17 protein-coding genes are annotated in these 16,588 nt (G+C 62.3%); 11 read left to right on the plus strand and 6 right to left on the minus strand.

Annotated features, from left to right (window positions below; genetic code table 11):
- The first annotated feature begins 35 nt into the window (after positions 1-35).
- From eutB to ACMA5I_RS05530, 3 genes are read left to right on the plus strand one after another with little or no spacing between them, the layout of a single operon-like run.
- A complete protein-coding gene (eutB, locus tag ACMA5I_RS05520) occupies positions 36-1,124 on the plus strand; it encodes a hydroxyectoine utilization dehydratase EutB (RefSeq protein WP_525885244.1) in 1,089 nt (362 codons plus the stop codon).
- Positions 1,112-2,083: a cyclodeaminase gene (locus ACMA5I_RS05525; RefSeq protein WP_525885245.1), complete on the plus strand. Its 972-nt coding sequence runs from the start codon at positions 1,112-1,114 to the stop codon at positions 2,081-2,083. Before eutB ends, ACMA5I_RS05525 begins: the two co-directional genes overlap by 13 nt.
- Positions 2,080-2,547: an Lrp/AsnC family transcriptional regulator gene (locus ACMA5I_RS05530; protein WP_525885246.1), complete on the plus strand. Its 468-nt coding sequence runs from the start codon at positions 2,080-2,082 to the stop codon at positions 2,545-2,547. Before ACMA5I_RS05525 ends, ACMA5I_RS05530 begins: the two co-directional genes overlap by 4 nt.
- A 53-nt stretch (positions 2,548-2,600) precedes the next feature.
- Here the strand turns inward: ACMA5I_RS05530 and queF are convergent, their stop codons facing one another.
- Entirely contained in the window at positions 2,601-3,059 is a 459-nt protein-coding gene (queF, locus tag ACMA5I_RS05535) for a preQ(1) synthase (protein WP_525885247.1), read from the minus strand.
- Between the two features lie 174 nt (positions 3,060-3,233).
- Between queF and ACMA5I_RS05540 the strand changes: the two genes are divergently transcribed.
- The 4 genes from ACMA5I_RS05540 (at position 3,234) to ACMA5I_RS05555 (ending at position 8,851) form a co-directional block, all read left to right on the plus strand.
- Positions 3,234-4,748: an NAD-dependent succinate-semialdehyde dehydrogenase gene (locus ACMA5I_RS05540; RefSeq protein WP_525885248.1), complete on the plus strand. Its 1,515-nt coding sequence runs from the start codon at positions 3,234-3,236 to the stop codon at positions 4,746-4,748.
- Positions 4,735-6,105: an aminotransferase family protein gene (locus tag ACMA5I_RS05545; protein WP_525885249.1), complete on the plus strand. Its 1,371-nt coding sequence runs from the start codon at positions 4,735-4,737 to the stop codon at positions 6,103-6,105. The genes ACMA5I_RS05540 and ACMA5I_RS05545 overlap by 14 nt, the downstream gene beginning before the upstream one ends.
- 143 nt (positions 6,106-6,248) lie before the next feature.
- Positions 6,249-6,860 (plus strand): TRAP transporter small permease subunit, encoded by a 612-nt coding sequence (locus tag ACMA5I_RS05550; protein WP_525885250.1) that lies wholly within the window; start codon positions 6,249-6,251, stop codon positions 6,858-6,860.
- Entirely contained in the window at positions 6,860-8,851 is a 1,992-nt protein-coding gene (locus ACMA5I_RS05555; RefSeq protein ID WP_525885251.1) for a TRAP transporter large permease, read from the plus strand. The genes ACMA5I_RS05550 and ACMA5I_RS05555 overlap by 1 nt, the downstream gene beginning before the upstream one ends.
- Before the next feature lie 3 nt (positions 8,852-8,854).
- Here the strand turns inward: ACMA5I_RS05555 and ACMA5I_RS05560 are convergent, their stop codons facing one another.
- The 5 genes from ACMA5I_RS05560 to ACMA5I_RS05580 all read right to left on the minus strand — a co-directional run bounded on the left by ACMA5I_RS05560 (position 8,855) and on the right by ACMA5I_RS05580 (position 14,325).
- Entirely contained in the window at positions 8,855-9,955 is a 1,101-nt protein-coding gene (locus tag ACMA5I_RS05560) for an acyltransferase family protein (protein WP_525885252.1), read from the minus strand.
- Positions 9,956-10,141: 186 nt separating this feature from the next.
- Entirely contained in the window at positions 10,142-11,248 is a 1,107-nt protein-coding gene (locus tag ACMA5I_RS05565; RefSeq protein ID WP_525885253.1) for a TRAP transporter substrate-binding protein, read from the minus strand.
- Positions 11,249-11,426: 178 nt separating this feature from the next.
- Positions 11,427-12,479 (minus strand): TRAP transporter substrate-binding protein, encoded by a 1,053-nt coding sequence (locus ACMA5I_RS05570; protein WP_525885254.1) that lies wholly within the window; start codon positions 12,477-12,479, stop codon positions 11,427-11,429.
- A gap of 17 nt (positions 12,480-12,496) precedes the next feature.
- A complete protein-coding gene (locus ACMA5I_RS05575) occupies positions 12,497-13,786 on the minus strand; it encodes a TRAP transporter large permease (RefSeq protein WP_525885255.1) in 1,290 nt (429 codons plus the stop codon).
- Positions 13,783-14,325, minus strand: coding sequence for a TRAP transporter small permease (locus tag ACMA5I_RS05580; protein ID WP_525885256.1), 543 nt, complete (start codon positions 14,323-14,325; stop codon positions 13,783-13,785). Before ACMA5I_RS05580 ends, ACMA5I_RS05575 begins: the two co-directional genes overlap by 4 nt.
- 187 nt (positions 14,326-14,512) lie before the next feature.
- Here ACMA5I_RS05580 and ACMA5I_RS05585 point away from each other — a divergent pair, with 187 nt between their 5' ends.
- Genes ACMA5I_RS05585 through ACMA5I_RS05600 form a run of 4 tightly spaced genes read left to right on the plus strand, consistent with a single transcriptional unit; the run spans position 14,513 to position 16,485 of the window.
- Positions 14,513-15,166: a TetR/AcrR family transcriptional regulator gene (locus ACMA5I_RS05585; RefSeq protein WP_525885257.1), complete on the plus strand. Its 654-nt coding sequence runs from the start codon at positions 14,513-14,515 to the stop codon at positions 15,164-15,166.
- Positions 15,132-15,611 carry an SRPBCC family protein gene (locus tag ACMA5I_RS05590; RefSeq protein WP_525885258.1) on the plus strand — a complete coding sequence of 160 codons (480 nt, stop codon included), beginning with the start codon at positions 15,132-15,134 and terminating at the stop codon, positions 15,609-15,611. The genes ACMA5I_RS05585 and ACMA5I_RS05590 overlap by 35 nt, the downstream gene beginning before the upstream one ends.
- Positions 15,612-15,645: 34 nt before the next feature.
- The gene (locus tag ACMA5I_RS05595; protein WP_525885259.1) at positions 15,646-16,107 is read left to right on the plus strand and encodes a VOC family protein; all 462 of its coding nucleotides are present in this window, start codon (positions 15,646-15,648) and stop codon (positions 16,105-16,107) included.
- A gap of 24 nt (positions 16,108-16,131) precedes the next feature.
- On the plus strand, positions 16,132-16,485 hold the full coding sequence (locus ACMA5I_RS05600) for a DUF1428 domain-containing protein (protein WP_525885260.1): 354 nt from the start codon (positions 16,132-16,134) through the stop codon (positions 16,483-16,485).
- Positions 16,486-16,588: the final 103 nt, after the last annotated feature.

A 16,588-nucleotide genomic window follows, 5' to 3' on the forward strand; every position in this document is an offset into this window, starting at 1 on the left:
GGTTGACGCTAAGGACACTCCGCCGGAAGATGCAAATGAATTATATCTCTTGGTCAAAAATTCAGGTAAATCCGACGAATATGCAGCAAAATTGCCCAAGAGATACACAAGTCGCGCTCCCGCCGCCCCTTGCGGATGCGGAGGCGGCACGCCGCGACATGGCGGGCGTTGCGCTGCGCACGCCGCTGCTGCCCGCGCCCGCGCTGTCGGAGATGCTGGGGCGTGAGGTGCTGCTGAAAATGGAAACCATGCAGCCCTCCCGCGCCTTCAAACTGCGCGGCGCGGCGACGGCGATTGCCCGGCTCAATCCGGCGGCGCGGGCCAAGGGCGTCGTCTGCTGCTCCACCGGCAACCATGGCCGCGCGGTCGCTTATGCTGCGCAGCAAAGCGGCATCCGCGCGGTGGTCTGCCTCTCGGAACTGGTGCCCCCGAACAAGGTCGCCGCCATCGAAGCGCTCGGCGCGGAGGTCCGGCGCATCGGCCGCTCGCAGGATGAAGCGGCGGTGGAAGTGGCGCGCCTCGTGGCCGAAGAGGGCATGACCGACATTCCCCCTTTCGATCACCCGGACATCATGGCGGGCCAATCCACCATCGCGCTGGAGATGCTGGAGGACCGCCCTGACCTCGCCCATCTCGTCCTGCAACTCTCCGGCGGCGGGCTGGCGGGCGGCATGGCAAGGGTGGCGAAGGCGATGAACCCGGCGATCCGCATCACCGGCGTCTCCATGCAGCACGGCGCGGCCATGGCGGCGAGCCTCAAGGCGGGCCGCCCCGTGGATGTGGACGAGCCGCACAGCCTCGCGGACAGTCTCGGCGGCGGGATCGGCCTTCACAACCGCTTCACCTTCGCCGCCTGCCGCGACCATATCGACGATCACTGGACGGTCAGCGAGGCGGAGATCTACCGCGCCATGCAAACACTTTACTACCGCGAACGCCTCGTCAGCGAAGGCGGCGCGGTGGCGGGTCTGGCGGCCCTCCTCGCGGGCCTTGACGGCAGCGGCCCGGTCGGCCTCGTCATCACCGGGGACGCGGTGGACATGGCGCAATTCAACGCCATCATGGCGGGCCAGGACGTGACGCTTGGCGAGACCATCCTGAAAGGGCAACCATGGCAACTGTAACCCTCCTCACCGAGCGCGATCTGCGCCAGATCATCCGCCTCGACCGCGATCTGATCGACGCGATTGCGGGCGCGTTCCGCACCTTCTCGGGAGGCGGCGCGGTCCAGCCGCCGGTGCTCTCCATGGCCCTGCCCGAAGTCCATGGCGAGGTGGATGTGAAAACCGCGTGGATTCGCGGGGAAGACGGTTTTGCCATCAAGGTCTCGCCGGGGTTTTTCGACAATCCGGCCAAAGGCTTGCCGTCGCTCAACGGGCTGATGATGCTACTGGATGCGGAGACGGGCGTGGCCGAAGCGGTCCTGCTCGACAATGGGTTTCTGACCGCCATGCGCACGGCAGCGGCGGGCGGCGTGGCGGCGCAAACCCTCGCGCCCGAAACCGTGGAGACCGCCGCGATCATCGGCACGGGCGAACAGGCGCGGCTTCAGGCGGAGGCGGCGCATCTCGTGCGCCCCTTCACCCGCCTGATGATCGCCGGGCGCGACCCCGCCAAAGCCGCCGCCTGCGCCGCCGATCTTGCTAAAACGCTTGGGATTGAAACGGTGGTGACGGATGCCGAAGAGGCCGTCCGCAGCGCCCAGCTTGTCATCACCACAACCCCCGCCACCACGCCGGTGGTGGAGGCGGACTGGCTCCATCCGGGCCTGCATATCACCGCCATGGGCTCCGATCAGGCGGGCAAGAACGAGATCGCGGCGGCGGCGCTCGCCCGACTCGATCTCTTCGCCTGCGACAGCACGGCGCAATCGCAGGCGCTTGGTGAAGGGGCCGCCGCGCCGGATCGCACGCCCACCGAGATCGGCGCGATCCTCGCGGGCGACGCCGCAGGCCGCACCGACCCCGATCAAATCACCCTTTGCGATCTCACCGGCATGGGCGTACAGGATACCGTCATCGCCGCCCTAGCGCTTCGCCGGGCACGCGCGGCGGGACTTGGCACGGAGATCGAAACCACATGACGCCCCTCGATGATCGCGACCTGAAAATCCTGCGCATCTTGCAGACCGAGGGCCGTATCACCAAAACCGAGCTGGCCGCGCGGATCGACCTCTCGCCCACCCCCTGCTGGGAGCGTTTGCAAAAACTGCAAGCCGCCGGGATCATCACCGGGTTCGGGGCGGAAATCGCACCAAGTGCCTTCGGCCCGCTGATGGAGATTTTCATGCAGGCCGAGATCGGCAGCCACCGCACCGAGGATTTCCAGCGCTTCGAGGCCGCCGTCGCGCAAGTCCCGCAAATCACCGGCTGCTGGAGCATTGGCGGCGGCATGGATTACCTGCTGCACTTCGCCGTCAGCGACGTGAACGCCTATCAGCGCCTCGTCGACAAGATGCTGGCGGACGGGATCGGGCTACAGCGCTACTACACCTATATCGTCACCAAACAGGTGAAACGCGCGCCCTTCCCGCCAGTGCCGGAATAGAGCTTTTGCCAAGGGAACTCAGCGGAAAGCCCTGACGGGCCTAAGTCTATCCTTTAGCCCCGCCCCCGATAGGGCGCGACCCCCTGCTCCGGGATCCACACCCCTTCAGGCGCGACGCCGGTCTGCCAGAACACATCAATCGGCATCCCGCCGCGGGGGAACCAATAGCCGCCGATGCGCAGCCATTGCGGATCCAGCAATTCCACGATCCGCCGCCCGATGGAGACGGTGCAATCCTCGTGAAACGCCCCGTGATTACGGAAACTGCCGAGATAGAGCTTCAGCGATTTGCTCTCGACCAGCCAGTCGCCCGGCACATAGTCGATCACCAGATGCGCAAAATCGGGCTGCGCCGTGATCGGGCAGAGCGATGTGAATTCCGGCTGGGTGAAGCGCACGCAATAAGGCACGTCCTGCGGGTTTTTCACGCGCTCCAGCACCGCCTCTTCGGGGCTTTGCGGCAGGGCGCTGTTCTGGCCAAGCTGTTCGAGACCGGCATAAATATCGCTCATGGGAGGCTCCTTTTCGGGGGTCTCTCCCCCATGCCAGCCCGCGCCAAAACCCGCAAGCAGAGAAATCCTCTGCCATTGCGGCGCGCGCCAGAGGATTTCTCTGCGCCGCCCGCAAAACTTAGACGCACCCTCTGCCAAGCCCCTGATATTCAAGCGATCAGAGGAGGTTTACCCATGCAAAAGAGACGAGCGCCGGAGCTTGACCGGCTGAAAGACAAAGCGCTGATGCGCGAATTTGCCTATGTGGATGGCGAGTGGCGTGCGGCGCAGAACGGGGCGACGGTCGATGTGACCAACCCCGCCAATGGCGACTGGCTGGGATCGGTGCCGCAATTCTCCGGCACGGAGTCGCGGGCCGCGGTCGATGCGGCCGAGGCGGCGTTTCGCGGGTGGGACGACACGCTCCCCCAGGAACGCGCCGAGATCCTGCGCCGCTGGCGCAACCTCATGCACGACCACCGCGAGGATCTGGCGCTCATCATGACGCTGGAACAGGGCAAGCCCATCTCCGAATGTCGCGGCGAGATCGACTATGCCGCCGTCTTTCTGGAGTTCTATGCCGAGGAAGCCAAGCGCGCGAATATCGAGGGCATCACCTCACATCTGCGCAATGCCGAGGTCGAGCTGTGGCGCGAGCCTTGCGGGGTCGCCGCGCTGATCACGCCGTGGAATTTCCCTTCGGCCATGATCACCCGCAAAGCGGCGGCGGCGCTGGCGGCGGGCTGCGTCTGCGTGGTGCATCCCTCGAAGGAAACGCCCTTCTCCGCCCTTGCGCTGGCGGAACTTGCCGAACGCGCCGGTGTGCCGAAAGGCGTCTTCAACGTCGTGACCGGCCAGCCCGCCGAGGTGGTCGAGCCGTGGACGGCGGACCCGCGCGTGCGCGTGCTGTCCTTTACCGGCTCGACGGAAATCGGGCGGCTGCTCTATCAGCAATCCGCGCCGACCATCAAACGGCTCATCATGGAGCTTGGCGGCCACGCGCCCTTCATCGTGTTCGACGATGCGGATATGGACCGCGCCATCGACAGCGCGATTGCGGCGAAATTCGCGACCACCGGGCAGGACTGCCTCGGCGCGAACCGCTTTTACGTCCATCGCAGCGTCTATGACGATTTCTGCCAGCGCTTCACCGAGGCGACCGAGGCGCTGACCCTCGCGCCCGGTATCGAGGACAAGGATCTCGGCCCGCTGATGAACGCCAATGCGGTGCAGAAACAAAAGGATCATGTCGCCGATGCGCTGGAGAAAGGCGCGGTGCTTTTGACTGGCGGCGAGGTGGACGCGCAAGGCCCGCTGTTTTTCCAGCCGACTGTGCTGAAAGACGTGCCGGAAAACGCCTCGATCCTGTCGGAAGAAACCTTCGGCCCGGTCGCCCCGATCCTGCCCTTTGACGATGAGGACGAGGTGATCGCCAAGGCCAATGCGACGGAATACGGCCTCATCGCCTATTTCCACACCTCCGACGCGGCGCGGATCTACCGCATCACGCGGGCGCTCGAATACGGCATGGTCGCGGTCAACCGCACCAAGGTCACCGGCGCGCCGATCCCCTTCGGGGGCATGAAACAATCGGGTCTCGGGCGCGAAGGCGCACGGCAGGGGCTCGAAGCTTTTACCGATATCAAATATGTCTGCCGGAATTATGACCGCGCATCGAAAAACAAGGAAGGACGCTATGCTGACCAATGACCAACTGTCCCAGTGGGACCGAGAGAATTTCATGCACCCCTCGACCCATCTGGCGCAATTCGTGCGCGGCGATATGGGGAACCGGATCGTGACCGGCGGGGACGGCGTCTTTATCGAGGATCGCGAGGGCAACCGCCTGCTCGATGCTTTTGCGGGGCTCTACTGCGTCAATGTCGGCTATGGGCGGCAGGAGGTGGCCGACGCGGTCGCCAAACAGGCCAAGGAGCTGGCCTATTACCACGCCTATGTCGGCCACGGAACCGAGGCCGCGATTACCCTGTCGAAAATGATCCTCGACCGCGCGCCGGAGCATATGAGCCATGTCTATTACGGTCTCTCGGGGTCCGACGCGAATGAGACCAACATCAAAATGGTCTGGTATTACAACAACATCCTTGGCCGCCCGAATAAGAAGAAGATCATTTCGCGCTGGCGCGGCTATCACGGCTCGGGCCTGATGTCCGGCTCGCTGACGGGTCTGCACGCCTTCCACCAGAAATTCGATCTGCCGATGGAGGCGGTGATCCACACCGACGCGCCTTATTACTACCGCCGCGAGGATGAGAGCCTGTCCGAAGCCGAGTTCGTCCAGCAATGCGCCAAGAACCTCGATGCGCTGATTGAGAAGGAAGGCGCGGAGAATATCGCCGCCATGATCGGCGAACCGGCGCTCGGCACGGGCGGTCTTGTCCCGCCGCCGCCGGGCTATTGGGAGGCGATTCAGGAGGTGCTGACCAAGCATGATATCCTGCTCATCGCCGATGAGGTCGTGACCGGCTTTGGCCGCCTCGGCTCCATGTTCGGCTCGGCGCATTATGGCATGACCCCCGATATCATCACCATCGCCAAGGGTCTCACCTCAGCCTATGCGCCGCTCTCCGGCTCGATCTTCTCCGAAAAAATGGTCGATGTGCTGATGAAAGGCACCGACGAATTCGGCGCGATCGGCCATGGCTGGACCTACTCCGCCCACCCGATCGGCGCGGCGGCGGGCGTCGCCAACCTCAAGCTGGTCGATGAACTGAACCTTGTGAAAAACGCAGGCAAAACCGGCGCTTACCTCAAGCAGAAGATGGTCGAGGCCTTCGGTGATCACCCCAATGTCGGCGAGATCCGCGGCGAGGGCCTCTTGATCGCGGTCGAACTTGTGGAAAACCGCAATCCGCGCACCTTCTTCGATCAGCCTATGGCGAAGGCGGGCGCTGTCAATGCGGCGCTCCTCAAGCGCAAGGTCATCTCCCGCGCCATGCCGCAGGGCGACATCCTCGGCTTCGCGCCGCCGCTCTGCATCAATGAGGCCGAGTGCGACCAGATCGTCACCGCCATGTCGGGCGCGCTCGACGAGGTCTTCGGCTAACCCCGCCTCACCATCCCCCTGCCCCCGTTACCGAACCGGGGCAGGGTTTTTTAAGCCGATTTCGCTCCCTTTCTTGACCGAACCGGGCCGCCGCGTCATACCGAACCAACCGCGGCACAAGAGGCCGCGTAAGGGAGGACAGAATGGGCGCACTGATCGCGCTGTCACGGGTCATCGACCGCGTGACTTTACTTGTTGGAAAGGCCGTATCCTGGCTGATCCTGGTCGCGGTGCTCGTCAGCGCCACAAATGCGGTGATCCGCAAGGTCTTCGACACCTCCTCAAATGCGTGGCTGGAGATGCAATGGTATCTCTTCGGCGCGGCCTTCCTCGGCGCCGCCGCCTATACGCTGCAACAGAACGAACATATCCGCATCGATATCGTCTATGGCCGCTGGTCGCGCCGCACCCAGCACTGGATAGACCTGTTCGGCCACCTCTTCTTCCTCATGCCTTTCGTCATCATCACGCTCTGGCTCGCCTGGCCCTATTTCATGCGCAGTTTCAACAGTGGCGAGATGTCGAACAACGCCGGCGGGCTGATCCTCTGGCCGTCGAAACTGCTGGTCGTCCTCGGCTTCGGCCTGCTCTTCGCCCAAGGCATTTCCGAAATCATCAAGAAAATCGCGGTGATGCGCGGCGATATCGAAGACCCCCACCCGTTCCACGGCCCCGATGATCCGCAAATGGAAGGCCATGGCGGCATCGGCATGGACAGCCTCAAAGATCCGAACCGGGATTGGGAGCAGAACTGATGCTGGAATTTATCGCTCTCAACCTCGCGCCGATCATGTTCGCCTCGCTGGTGATCTTCCTCTTGATCGGCTACCCGGTGGCCTTCTCCCTCGCCGCCAACGGTCTTCTCTTCTACATTATCGGCGTGCTGCTGACCCCCTATGCGGACGGCGCCATCAATATCGGCTGGAACCTTCTCAACGCCTGGCCCGCGCGAACCTACGGCGTCATGTCGAATGAAACGCTGCTCGCCGTGCCTTTCTTTACCTTTATGGGCATCGTGCTGGAACGCTCCGGCATGGCCGAAGACCTGCTCGACACCATCGGCCAGCTTTTCGGCCCGGTGCGCGGCGGTCTGGCCTATGCGGTGATCGTCGTCGGCGCGCTGCTTGCCGCCACCACCGGCGTCGTCGCCGCCTCCGTCATCGCTATGGGCCTGATCTCCCTGCCCATCATGCTGCGCTACAATTATGACCGCAGCATCGCCACCGGCGTCATCACCGCCTCCGGCACACTGGCCCAAGTCATCCCGCCCTCGCTCGTCCTCATCGTTCTGGCGGACCAGCTTGGCCGCTCCGTGGGCGATATGTATAAGGGCGCGCTGCTGCCGGGCCTGATCCTCGTCGGCATGTATATGGCCTATGTGCTGGTGATCTCGATCCTGCGCCCCAAAGCCATGCCCGCCCTGCCGCCCGAAGAACGGCGGCTCGGCTCCGGGCTCCTCTCGCTGATCATCTCGCTCGCGCTCGGCTTCGCAATCTTCTGGCTCGCCCGTCGTCATTTCGGGCAAACCAATCCCGAAGACGCGCCGATCATTGCCGCCGGTCTCGCCGTGCTGATCCTCTATGGCGCGGCCCTTGCGGATAAATACTTCAAACTCAACGTAATGAGCCGCCTCACCCAAGAGGTCATCATCGTGCTGATCCCGCCGCTGGCGCTGATCTTCCTCGTCCTCGGCACCATCTTCCTCGGCGTGGCCACCCCGACCGAGGGCGGCGCCATGGGGGCCGTCGGCGCGCTCATCATCGCCGCCGCCAAACGCCGGCTGAACCTGCAAATGCTGACCTCGGCGCTCGACAGCACGACCAAACTTTCGGCCTTCGTGATGTTCATCCTGATCGGCAGCCGCGTCTTTGCGCTGACCTTCTATGGCCTGAACGGGCACCAATGGGTCGAGCATCTGCTGACCAGCCTGCCGGGCGGCGAATGGGGTTTCCTCATCGTGGTCTCGCTGCTGATCTTCGTGCTCGGCTTCTTCCTCGATTTCTTCGAACTGGCCTTCATCCTCGTCCCGCTTCTCGCCCCCGCGGCGGAAACCCTCGGGATCGACCTGATCTGGTTCGGCGTGATCCTTGGCCTCAACATGCAGACGAGCTTCCTCACCCCGCCCTTCGGCTTCGCGCTCTTCTACCTGCGCTCCGTCGCGGCCCGTGTGCCTTATCTCGACCGCATCACCGGCCAGAAAATCGACGAGGTGAAAACCGGCGAGATCTATAAGGGCTCGATCCCCTTCATCTGCATTCAGGTGTCGATGATCGCGATCGTGATGCTCTTCCCCGGCCTCGTCATGCACTACAAAGGCGCGCCGGTGGACACGTCCAATGTCGAATTCACGGTCCCCGATTTCGGCTCGTCCGGCAGCGGCGGCTCTTCGGGCGGTCTCGGCGGCTTCGGCGGCATGTCCCTCGACGGCGCCCCCAGCTTCGGCGGCGCCCCCGCAGGCGGATCAACAGGCAGCGAGGCCCCCGCCGCCGGCGGAATGGACCTCAGCCAGCCCCCCAGCTTCGGCACCCCCGCCCCGGCGGAGGACGCACCCGAAGCCCCCGCCGCGCCCGACCTCTCGTCCCCGCCGGACTTCGGCACCCCTGCCCCGGCAGAAGACGCAGCCCCCAGCACACCTGACCTCTCCACCCCGCCCGATTTCGGCGGCGCGGAGCCAGCGGAGGACCCCGCAGAACCAGAGGCCGAGGCCCCCAACATGGACCTCAGCCAACCGCCGAGTTTCAACTGATCTTTACCGGCTCTCTGCCCGCCGTCTGCGCAGGAAAGAGCCGGTAAATCCCCAGCGCCCGTTGTAAAGGAATTTCAGCAGCGGCACGCGCTCAATCACGGCGAAATGCAGCGCAAAACTGAGCGCAAGCGCGATGGCAACCGAAGCGAAGTAATAAATGATCCCGCGCTCCATTCCGATGCGGACGGTCCCATAGGCCAGAAGCGCAAGGATAGGGTAATGGAACAGATAGACCGTGTAGATCGACCGGCTCACGCCCCGGGAAATCGGCCCGTCCCAATTGGCAAAGCGCCGGAAGAAGGCGAGGAGTTGCAGTGTACCGATCATGTTCAGAGCACCTTTGAAGGCATAAGTCACCGCATAGGGAACGTCGCCGCGGGTCAAGAGGTGGACCCCCAGTAGCAAAACCCAAAGCAATATAAGCCGCCAGTCGATGATCAGCAGTTTTTCAAAATTCTTGAAGCAAAGCCAGCTCATCGCCCCTAGAAGGAAAAACGGCAAGTGATGGACAATGATGACTGCCGTATTGTCGATCTGGGCATCCAAATCCGCAGTCTGGACGAGAAAATGCAGAACACCGCATAGCAGGGCAATGGACGCGACAAACCCGACCTGCCCCCAAAACAACCTGTGGCGATCATAATAGGTCGCTAGGCGGCCTGCTAACTGACGCGCTTGCATCATCTCCACCACAACTGCGGCGAGCGGGATATAAATTAAGAGCGCAAGAAGAAACCACAAATGTGAAAAAACATTTTCGTATTGGAATGTGTAGGTTCCAATCAGGGTGTCGAGAAAACCTTCCGAGCGTTCAGGATAGGCTTTCACCGCATTCGTCGCCCATTTCAGAACGGGAACAATTGTCAGAAACCCGGCGATAAGCGGCACGCCAATCGCTACCGCGCGTCGACGCAGGATGGCTGCAAGGCCCCGCTTTTCCAATACCACTGAAAATAGAAGCCCCGACACAAAGAAAAATGCTGCCATCCGGAACGCCCAAGAGGTTTGCCAGACCATTTTCGAGGCCACATTCGGCGCAAATTGATGCGCGTGAAAAAAAACGCCGAAGATCATCGCGAAGCTGCGAAGCGTGTCGAAATACAAAATACGCACAGAAATACCCCTAAAATCCTGACGGCATAAGGTAAAAGGTAAAAATCAACCCGTACAATCCATCGATGATTAAATTTTTGTAAAAATTCTAAGACTTTTGAATGGCTCCCGCCGTTCACCAGACACAAAAAAACCGGGGCGTTGCCACCCCGGTTTCCATTCACACAACCTCAGAAATCAGAGATTTCCGCCACGCTGTTGCAGCATCATGAAGGTGTCGAAATTGTATTCCGACGTCTGCGCGTAGAGGTAATAGTCGTTGCGGAATTCCTTGATGTTCTCCCAGATCCGCTTGAAGAACTCGTTCTCCGCCGTCATCTCGTCATAGACCTCATTGGCCGCCGCGTAGCAGGCCTCCAGGATCTCCGGGCTGAAAGGACGCAGTTGCGCGCCGCCGGCCACAAGCTCCTTGAGCGCGGTCGGGTTGCGCCAGTCATATTCCGAGAGCATGTCGACATTCGCCGCTTGCGCCGCGGTGCGCAGGAGCGATTTGTAGTTGTCGGGCAGCTCTTCGAATTGCGCCTGGCTGAAGAGGAAGTGGACCGTCGGGCCGCCTTCCCACCAACCGGGATAGTAGTAATAGGGCGCCACTTTCTGGAAACCGAGCTTGGCGTCGTCATAGGGACCGACCCATTCCGCCGCGTCGATCGTGCCTTTCTCCAGCGCCGGATAAACATCCCCGCCCGCAAGCTGCTGCGGCACCGCGCCGAGACGCTCCAGCACCCGGCCCGCGAAGCCGCCGACGCGGATCTTGAGCCCGCTCAGATCCTCGACGCTGTTGATTTCCTCGCGGAACCAGCCGCCCATCTGCACGCCGGTATTGCCGCCCGGCAGGCCGTAAAGCCCCTGCTCGGCAAGGAATTCATTGTAAAGGTCGATCCCGCCGCCATGGTAATGCCACGCATTCATCGCGCGCGCGTTCAGCGAGAACGGCACCGCCGCGCCAAGCGCCCAGGTCGGATCTTTCCCCCAGTTGTAATAGCCCACCGTGTGACAGGCTTCGACCGTCCCGTCGATCACCGCATCCGTGGCTTGCAGACCGCCGACGATCTCGCCCGCCGGAAACACCTGAATGTTGAATTGCCCGCCCGTGGCTTCGGACACCATCTGCGACAGCACTTCCGCGCCGCCATAAATCGTGTCGAGCGATTTGGGGAATGACGAGGTCAAACGCCAGGTCACACTCGGGTTTTCCTGCGCAATCGCAGGCGCGGCGAGGGTGGTGGCTCCGGCCGCACCGGCGGCCCCCATCCCGGCCTTAGTCAAAAAAGAACGACGATCCATTTCATACCTCCCATGGTCTCATTGATCGCGGCGGGCGGTCGCACCGCCCCGCACCGGGATACATTTGCATCCCGCGCCGCGCCTGTCCACGCTCTCGTGACCGCAGCGTCACGAAAAAACGCCGCATCCTTTGCGGGATACGGCGTTTTCATCGGGCTTTTCTGAACGTGGTGAAGGATCAGTCCATCTGCGCGCGGCGCGAGCGTTCCACAGCGGTATTGGCCGCATCCACCGCATCGCCAAGCGCATCGAGCGCCTCGTCGCCGCCCTCCACATTGTCAGCAAACCATGTCACCACCGGCTGTGCGGCATCGCGAAACGCCTGCTTTTCCTCCGCGCTCGGCACATAGACCTCGCCGCCCGCTTCGGTAAACGCCTCATAAGCGGCAATGCTCTTGCGCTTCGGCGAGGCGAAAGTCGCCTGCTGAAGCTGCGCGAACCCATCGGCGACCACCGCTTGAAGATCCTCCGGCAACTCTTTGAATTTCTGGTTGTTCATCCACCAGAACGCCGCCATGTATGCGTGGTTGTCGAGGGTCAGATAGGTCAGCCCCGCATCGGTGAATTTCATATTCATGATGTCGGTGATGCCATTCGCGGTCCCCTCCACCACGCCGGTTTGCAGCGAGGTGAAGAGCTCCGGCCAGGCAATCGGCGTCGGGCTTGCGCCGAGCGACCGGGTCAGCTCCTGCGGCAAATCGGCCGGCACCGTGCGCAGCTTCATCCCCTCCAGATCCGCAGGCGTTTTCACGGTCTTCTGCGTGTTCGCGAAGGACCGCCAGCCGCCGGTATTGCCAATCGTCATCAGCCGGATCGTGTCGCCACTGTCGGCCAGCGCCTTGGTCTGCACCCATTCGGGGAAGGAGCCGGACAGCACATGCTCCGCCACCCGGTCGTTATCCATCAGATAGGGCAGGTCAAGCACCTGAATATAGGGGAAAATCCCTGCCGCCCCGCCGGAAGTGGACATATAGATGTCAATCGAGCCATCCGCGACGCCCTGCAAACATTCCTCGCCCGTGGTGCAAAGCTGCGTGCCCATGAAAATCTCGACCGCAATCGCGCCGTTGGACGCGTTTTCGACGTAATTCTTGAACACGACCAGACCGTCATAATCCTCGTCATCCTCATTGGAATTGGCCGTCGCGCGCAGGGTGTAATCCTGTGCAAAAGCGGGGGTGACGAGTGCGGTCGCGGCCAAAAGCAGCGCCGCGCGGGCGAAATGTGTCATGGAGTCCTCCTCTTGTCCTAATCAACAAAGCCGAAGAGGCGGGGCAAGGTCAAGGAAATCGCCGGGATATAGGTGACCATGAAGATCACAATCACTTCGGCCAGCAAAAATGGGATGATCGCGCGCACAATGGCGCTGACTTTTTCGCCCGACACGGCGGAGGCGACGAAGAGGACCAGCCCCATTGGCGGGGTCGCGAGGCCGACGGTCAGGTTGATCGACATAATCATCGCGTAATGCACCGGATCGACGCCGAGCTGCGTGAAAATCGGGCAGAGGATCGGGCCGAGAATGATGATCGCGGGCCCCGCATCGAGGAACATGCCGGTGACGAACAGCAGCAGGTTTATGAGGAGCAGCAGCGTCAGCGGGTTCTGACTGAGCGAGAGCATCAGATCGGCCAGTTTCTCCGGCGTGCGGTCGAGGCTGACGGCCGTTTTGAACGCCATGGCCGCGCCGACGAGAAGCAGGATGATCGCCGTGGTTTGCGCTGCCTTTCCAAACACATCCGGCAGGTCTTTAAAGCGCAGGGTCTTGAGAACGAAGAGCGAGATAATCAGCGCCCAGGCCACCGCGACGGCGGCGGCCTCCGTCGGGGTGAAGATGCCGAGAAGGATCCCCCCGAGGATGATAATCGGCGTCATCAGCGGCAAAAACGCCCGCATCCCGGCCTGCCCCCGCTCGCCCCAACTGGCCTTCTCCGTCGCGGCGGGCAGATGGTCGGCACTGGCCCGAAACGCGGTCAGCAGCATCAGCGAGAGGCCAATCATCACCCCCGGCACGAGGCCCGCGAGGAACAGCGCCGCGACGCTTTCGCCCATCACATAGGCATAGATAATCATGATCCCGGAGGGTGGGATGATCGGCCCGATCACCGAGCTTGCGGCGGTGATCGCGGCGGCGAAACGGCGTGAATAGCCCTGTTTTTCCATGGCTGGAATGAGCATCGAGCCAAGCGCCGAGGTGTCCGCCACCGCCGAGCCGGAGAGGCCCGCGAAAAGCATGGAGGACAGGATGTTCACATGGGCCAGCCCGCCCCGGAGGTGCCCCATCAGGGCGCTGGCGAAATCGACCAGCCGCGTGGTGATCCCGCCCCGGTTCATGATCTCGCCCGCGAGCATGAAGAACGGCACCGCCATCAGGGGAAAACTGTCGATCCCGCGGTAAATATTGCGCCAAATCAAGGCGAAATCGCTTTCCTGACCGCCGAGCAGCATGAGGCTTCCGGGGGCCAGCAGCAGGGCGAAAAACACCGGCAGGCCGAGGATCAGCAGGACGATGAAGACCGGAAGCAGCAACGCCATCATGCGTCTCCCGTCATGGCGGCGCTGCCCGGCGCGACGACATTGGCGAGCGCCCGCAGGATCAACTCCGCCGTCGCCGCGATCATCAGGATCACCCCTGCGAGGAGCGACATATGCATGTATTTCAAGGGCATAGCGCCCATGCCGGGGATGGTCAGGGAGCTGGATTTGAACCGTCCGGCGAAGCCGAAGACGTGGTCCCAAGCGAGCGGGAAGAGCATAATCAGCACCGCCATGGAGAGGCCCATCAAGATGAGCGTCAGCAGCGCGGCGGCCCGTTCGGGCAGCTTGTCCGCCACCATGTCGATGGAGACAAACGCCCCTTCGCGGAGCGCCTTTGCGCCGAGAAGGCCGGTCACCCAAAGCATCAGGAACCGCGCCGCCTCTTCGGGCCAAGGCAGAGCGTTATCAAAGACATAGCGGAGGATGATCTGCAAAAGCACGATGGCGACCATGGCCATCATCGCCAAAATCGCCGCGCCGTAAGCCAGCCTTAGCATCCATCGGTTGACGGTCGAAAGGACCCCAATCAGCGCGTTCATGCACCCCCTGCTCCCCCGCACCTTGCGCGCGCGGTTTTCGCCAAATTGCGGGGTTTGCGCGGCCAAGGCAAGCCCTAGCGCACCGCAACCGCGACTCAGGCGATACGTTAACCTTGCGATAACGTTCGACTCTTTTTGCTAGGAAACATACCGACCGGTCGGTATGTTTGAGGGGAAGGAGTTAACGATGTCTGAACCGAACAGCAAACGTCCACGCCGGGGAGAGGCCCGCGAAAAACTGCTGGAGACGGCGATGACCGTGATCCGCCGGGGCGGGTTTTCGGCGATGACGGTGGAGCAGCTTTGCCAGGCGGCGGGCGTCACCAAGGGCGGGTTCTTCCACCATTTCGACGGCAAGGAAGCGCTTGGCGTCGCGGCGGCGAAATATTGGGGCGAGACCACATCCGCCCTCTTCGCCGAGGCCGATTATCACAAGCCGAAACGCGCCAAGGACCGGCTCTTTGCCTATCTCGATCTGCGCGAACTGCTGGTCAGCGAGGATTTCGCGGAATTCACCTGTGTCGCAGGGACGATGGTGCAGGAGCAATATGACAGCTCGCCCGCGATCCGGGAAGCTTGCGGGGACGCGATCCTTGGCCATGCGCAATCGCTGGAGATGGATATTGCGGCGGCGCTGGCGGGCGCGGGCCGCGATCCGAGCGAGGCGGCGAGTTTGGCCCGCTTCACGCAATCGGCGCTTCAGGGCGGGTTCATCATCGCCAAAGCCGCCAATGACCCGGAACCCGCGCGGGAGGCCATTCGCCACCTACGCGCTTATTTTCAATCGCTTTTCGGAAGGAAACCCGATGCCCCAAGCCCCCCATCCATCCGCTACCCGTGAGCTGCGCCTTGAGCGCGTGCTGGACGCCTCGGTCGAAAACATCTGGCGCTGCTGGATGGAGCCGGAGCTGCTCGGGCAATGGTTCTGCCCAAAGCCTTGGTATATCGACGAGATTACGCTGGAGAACCGTCCCGGAGGCCGCTGCAATTTCACCATGCACGGACCCGATGGCGAGGTGATGCCGCAGCGCGGGCAATATCTCGCGCTGGAGACCGAAAAGCGGATCGTCACCACGGACGCGTTTGTCGGCGACTGGATGCCGAGCGAAAACCCGCCCTTCATGACCGCCGAGATCCTGCTGGAGCGGGATGGCGAGAAGACCCGTTACACCGCGATTGCGCGGCACTGGTCCGACGAGGCGCGGAAACAGCATGAGGAGATGGGCTTTCACGAAGGCTGGGGCATTTGCGCCGACCAGCTTGAAGCCCTCGCCAAAACCCTTTGAAAAATCTGAAAACGTCGCTCTGAAGGAGGAGATCATGAGAGACCAGATCACGGTGAGTTGCCTGTGGTTCCAGCGGGAAGCCAAAGAGGCGGCGGAGACCTATTGCGAGATTATCCCCGACAGCCGGATTCACCATGTTGTCGAGGCGCCGGAGGGCCACCCCTTGGGCAAAGGCACCCCGATGGCGGTGCAATTCGAGATTGGCGGCGTGGTGTATCTCGCCCTCAATGGCCGGGAGGAAAACGGCTTTAACCATAGCTTTTCCATCTGCGTGAATTGCGACACGCAGGCCGAGATTGACCGTCTCTGGGAGAAGCTGAGCGCAGGCGGCAAGGAGGGCCGCTGTGGCTGGCTAAGCGATCGCTTCGGCGTTCACTGGCAGGTCGTGCCCCGCGAGATGGCGGAGCTGATGCAAAACCCCAAGGCCGCCATGGCCTTGATGGATATGACGAAAATCGACGTGGCCGCGCTCAAGGCCGCTGGAAAAGACAGCTAAACACCCCCCTGAAGGAGACTGACCATGACCTATATTTCCGGATTTCTGAGCCCCGTGCCGACCGCGAACAAGGACGCGTATCACGACCATGCCGCCAAGGCCGCGCCCTATTTCAAATCGCTCGGCGCGCTCGAAGTGGTTGAGGCCTGGGGCGCGGATGTGCCCGACGGCGAGCATACCAGCTTTCCCATGGCCACGAAGCTGAAAGAGGACGAGACGGTCGTTCTCGGATGGATGATCTGGCCGGACAAGGCCACGGCGGATGCGGCCTTTGAGAAGATGATGAGCGACGAAGAGTTCCACAATTCCATGGGCGAGATGCCGTTTGATGGCAAGCGCATGATGTGGGGCGGGTTTGAGCAGTTGCTCAAGGAATAACGCCCGCTGCGCCCGAAAGCCGCATGAAAAACGGTAGCTTTCGGGCGATTCATTAGGTAAACGAGCCGGATCGTCACCGCACGGGCTTTCCCATGGCGGTGGC

Source organism: Jujubicoccus corallicola (assembly GCF_047345645.1).
Classification (GTDB): domain Bacteria; phylum Pseudomonadota; class Alphaproteobacteria; order Rhodobacterales; family Rhodobacteraceae; genus JBLEFH01.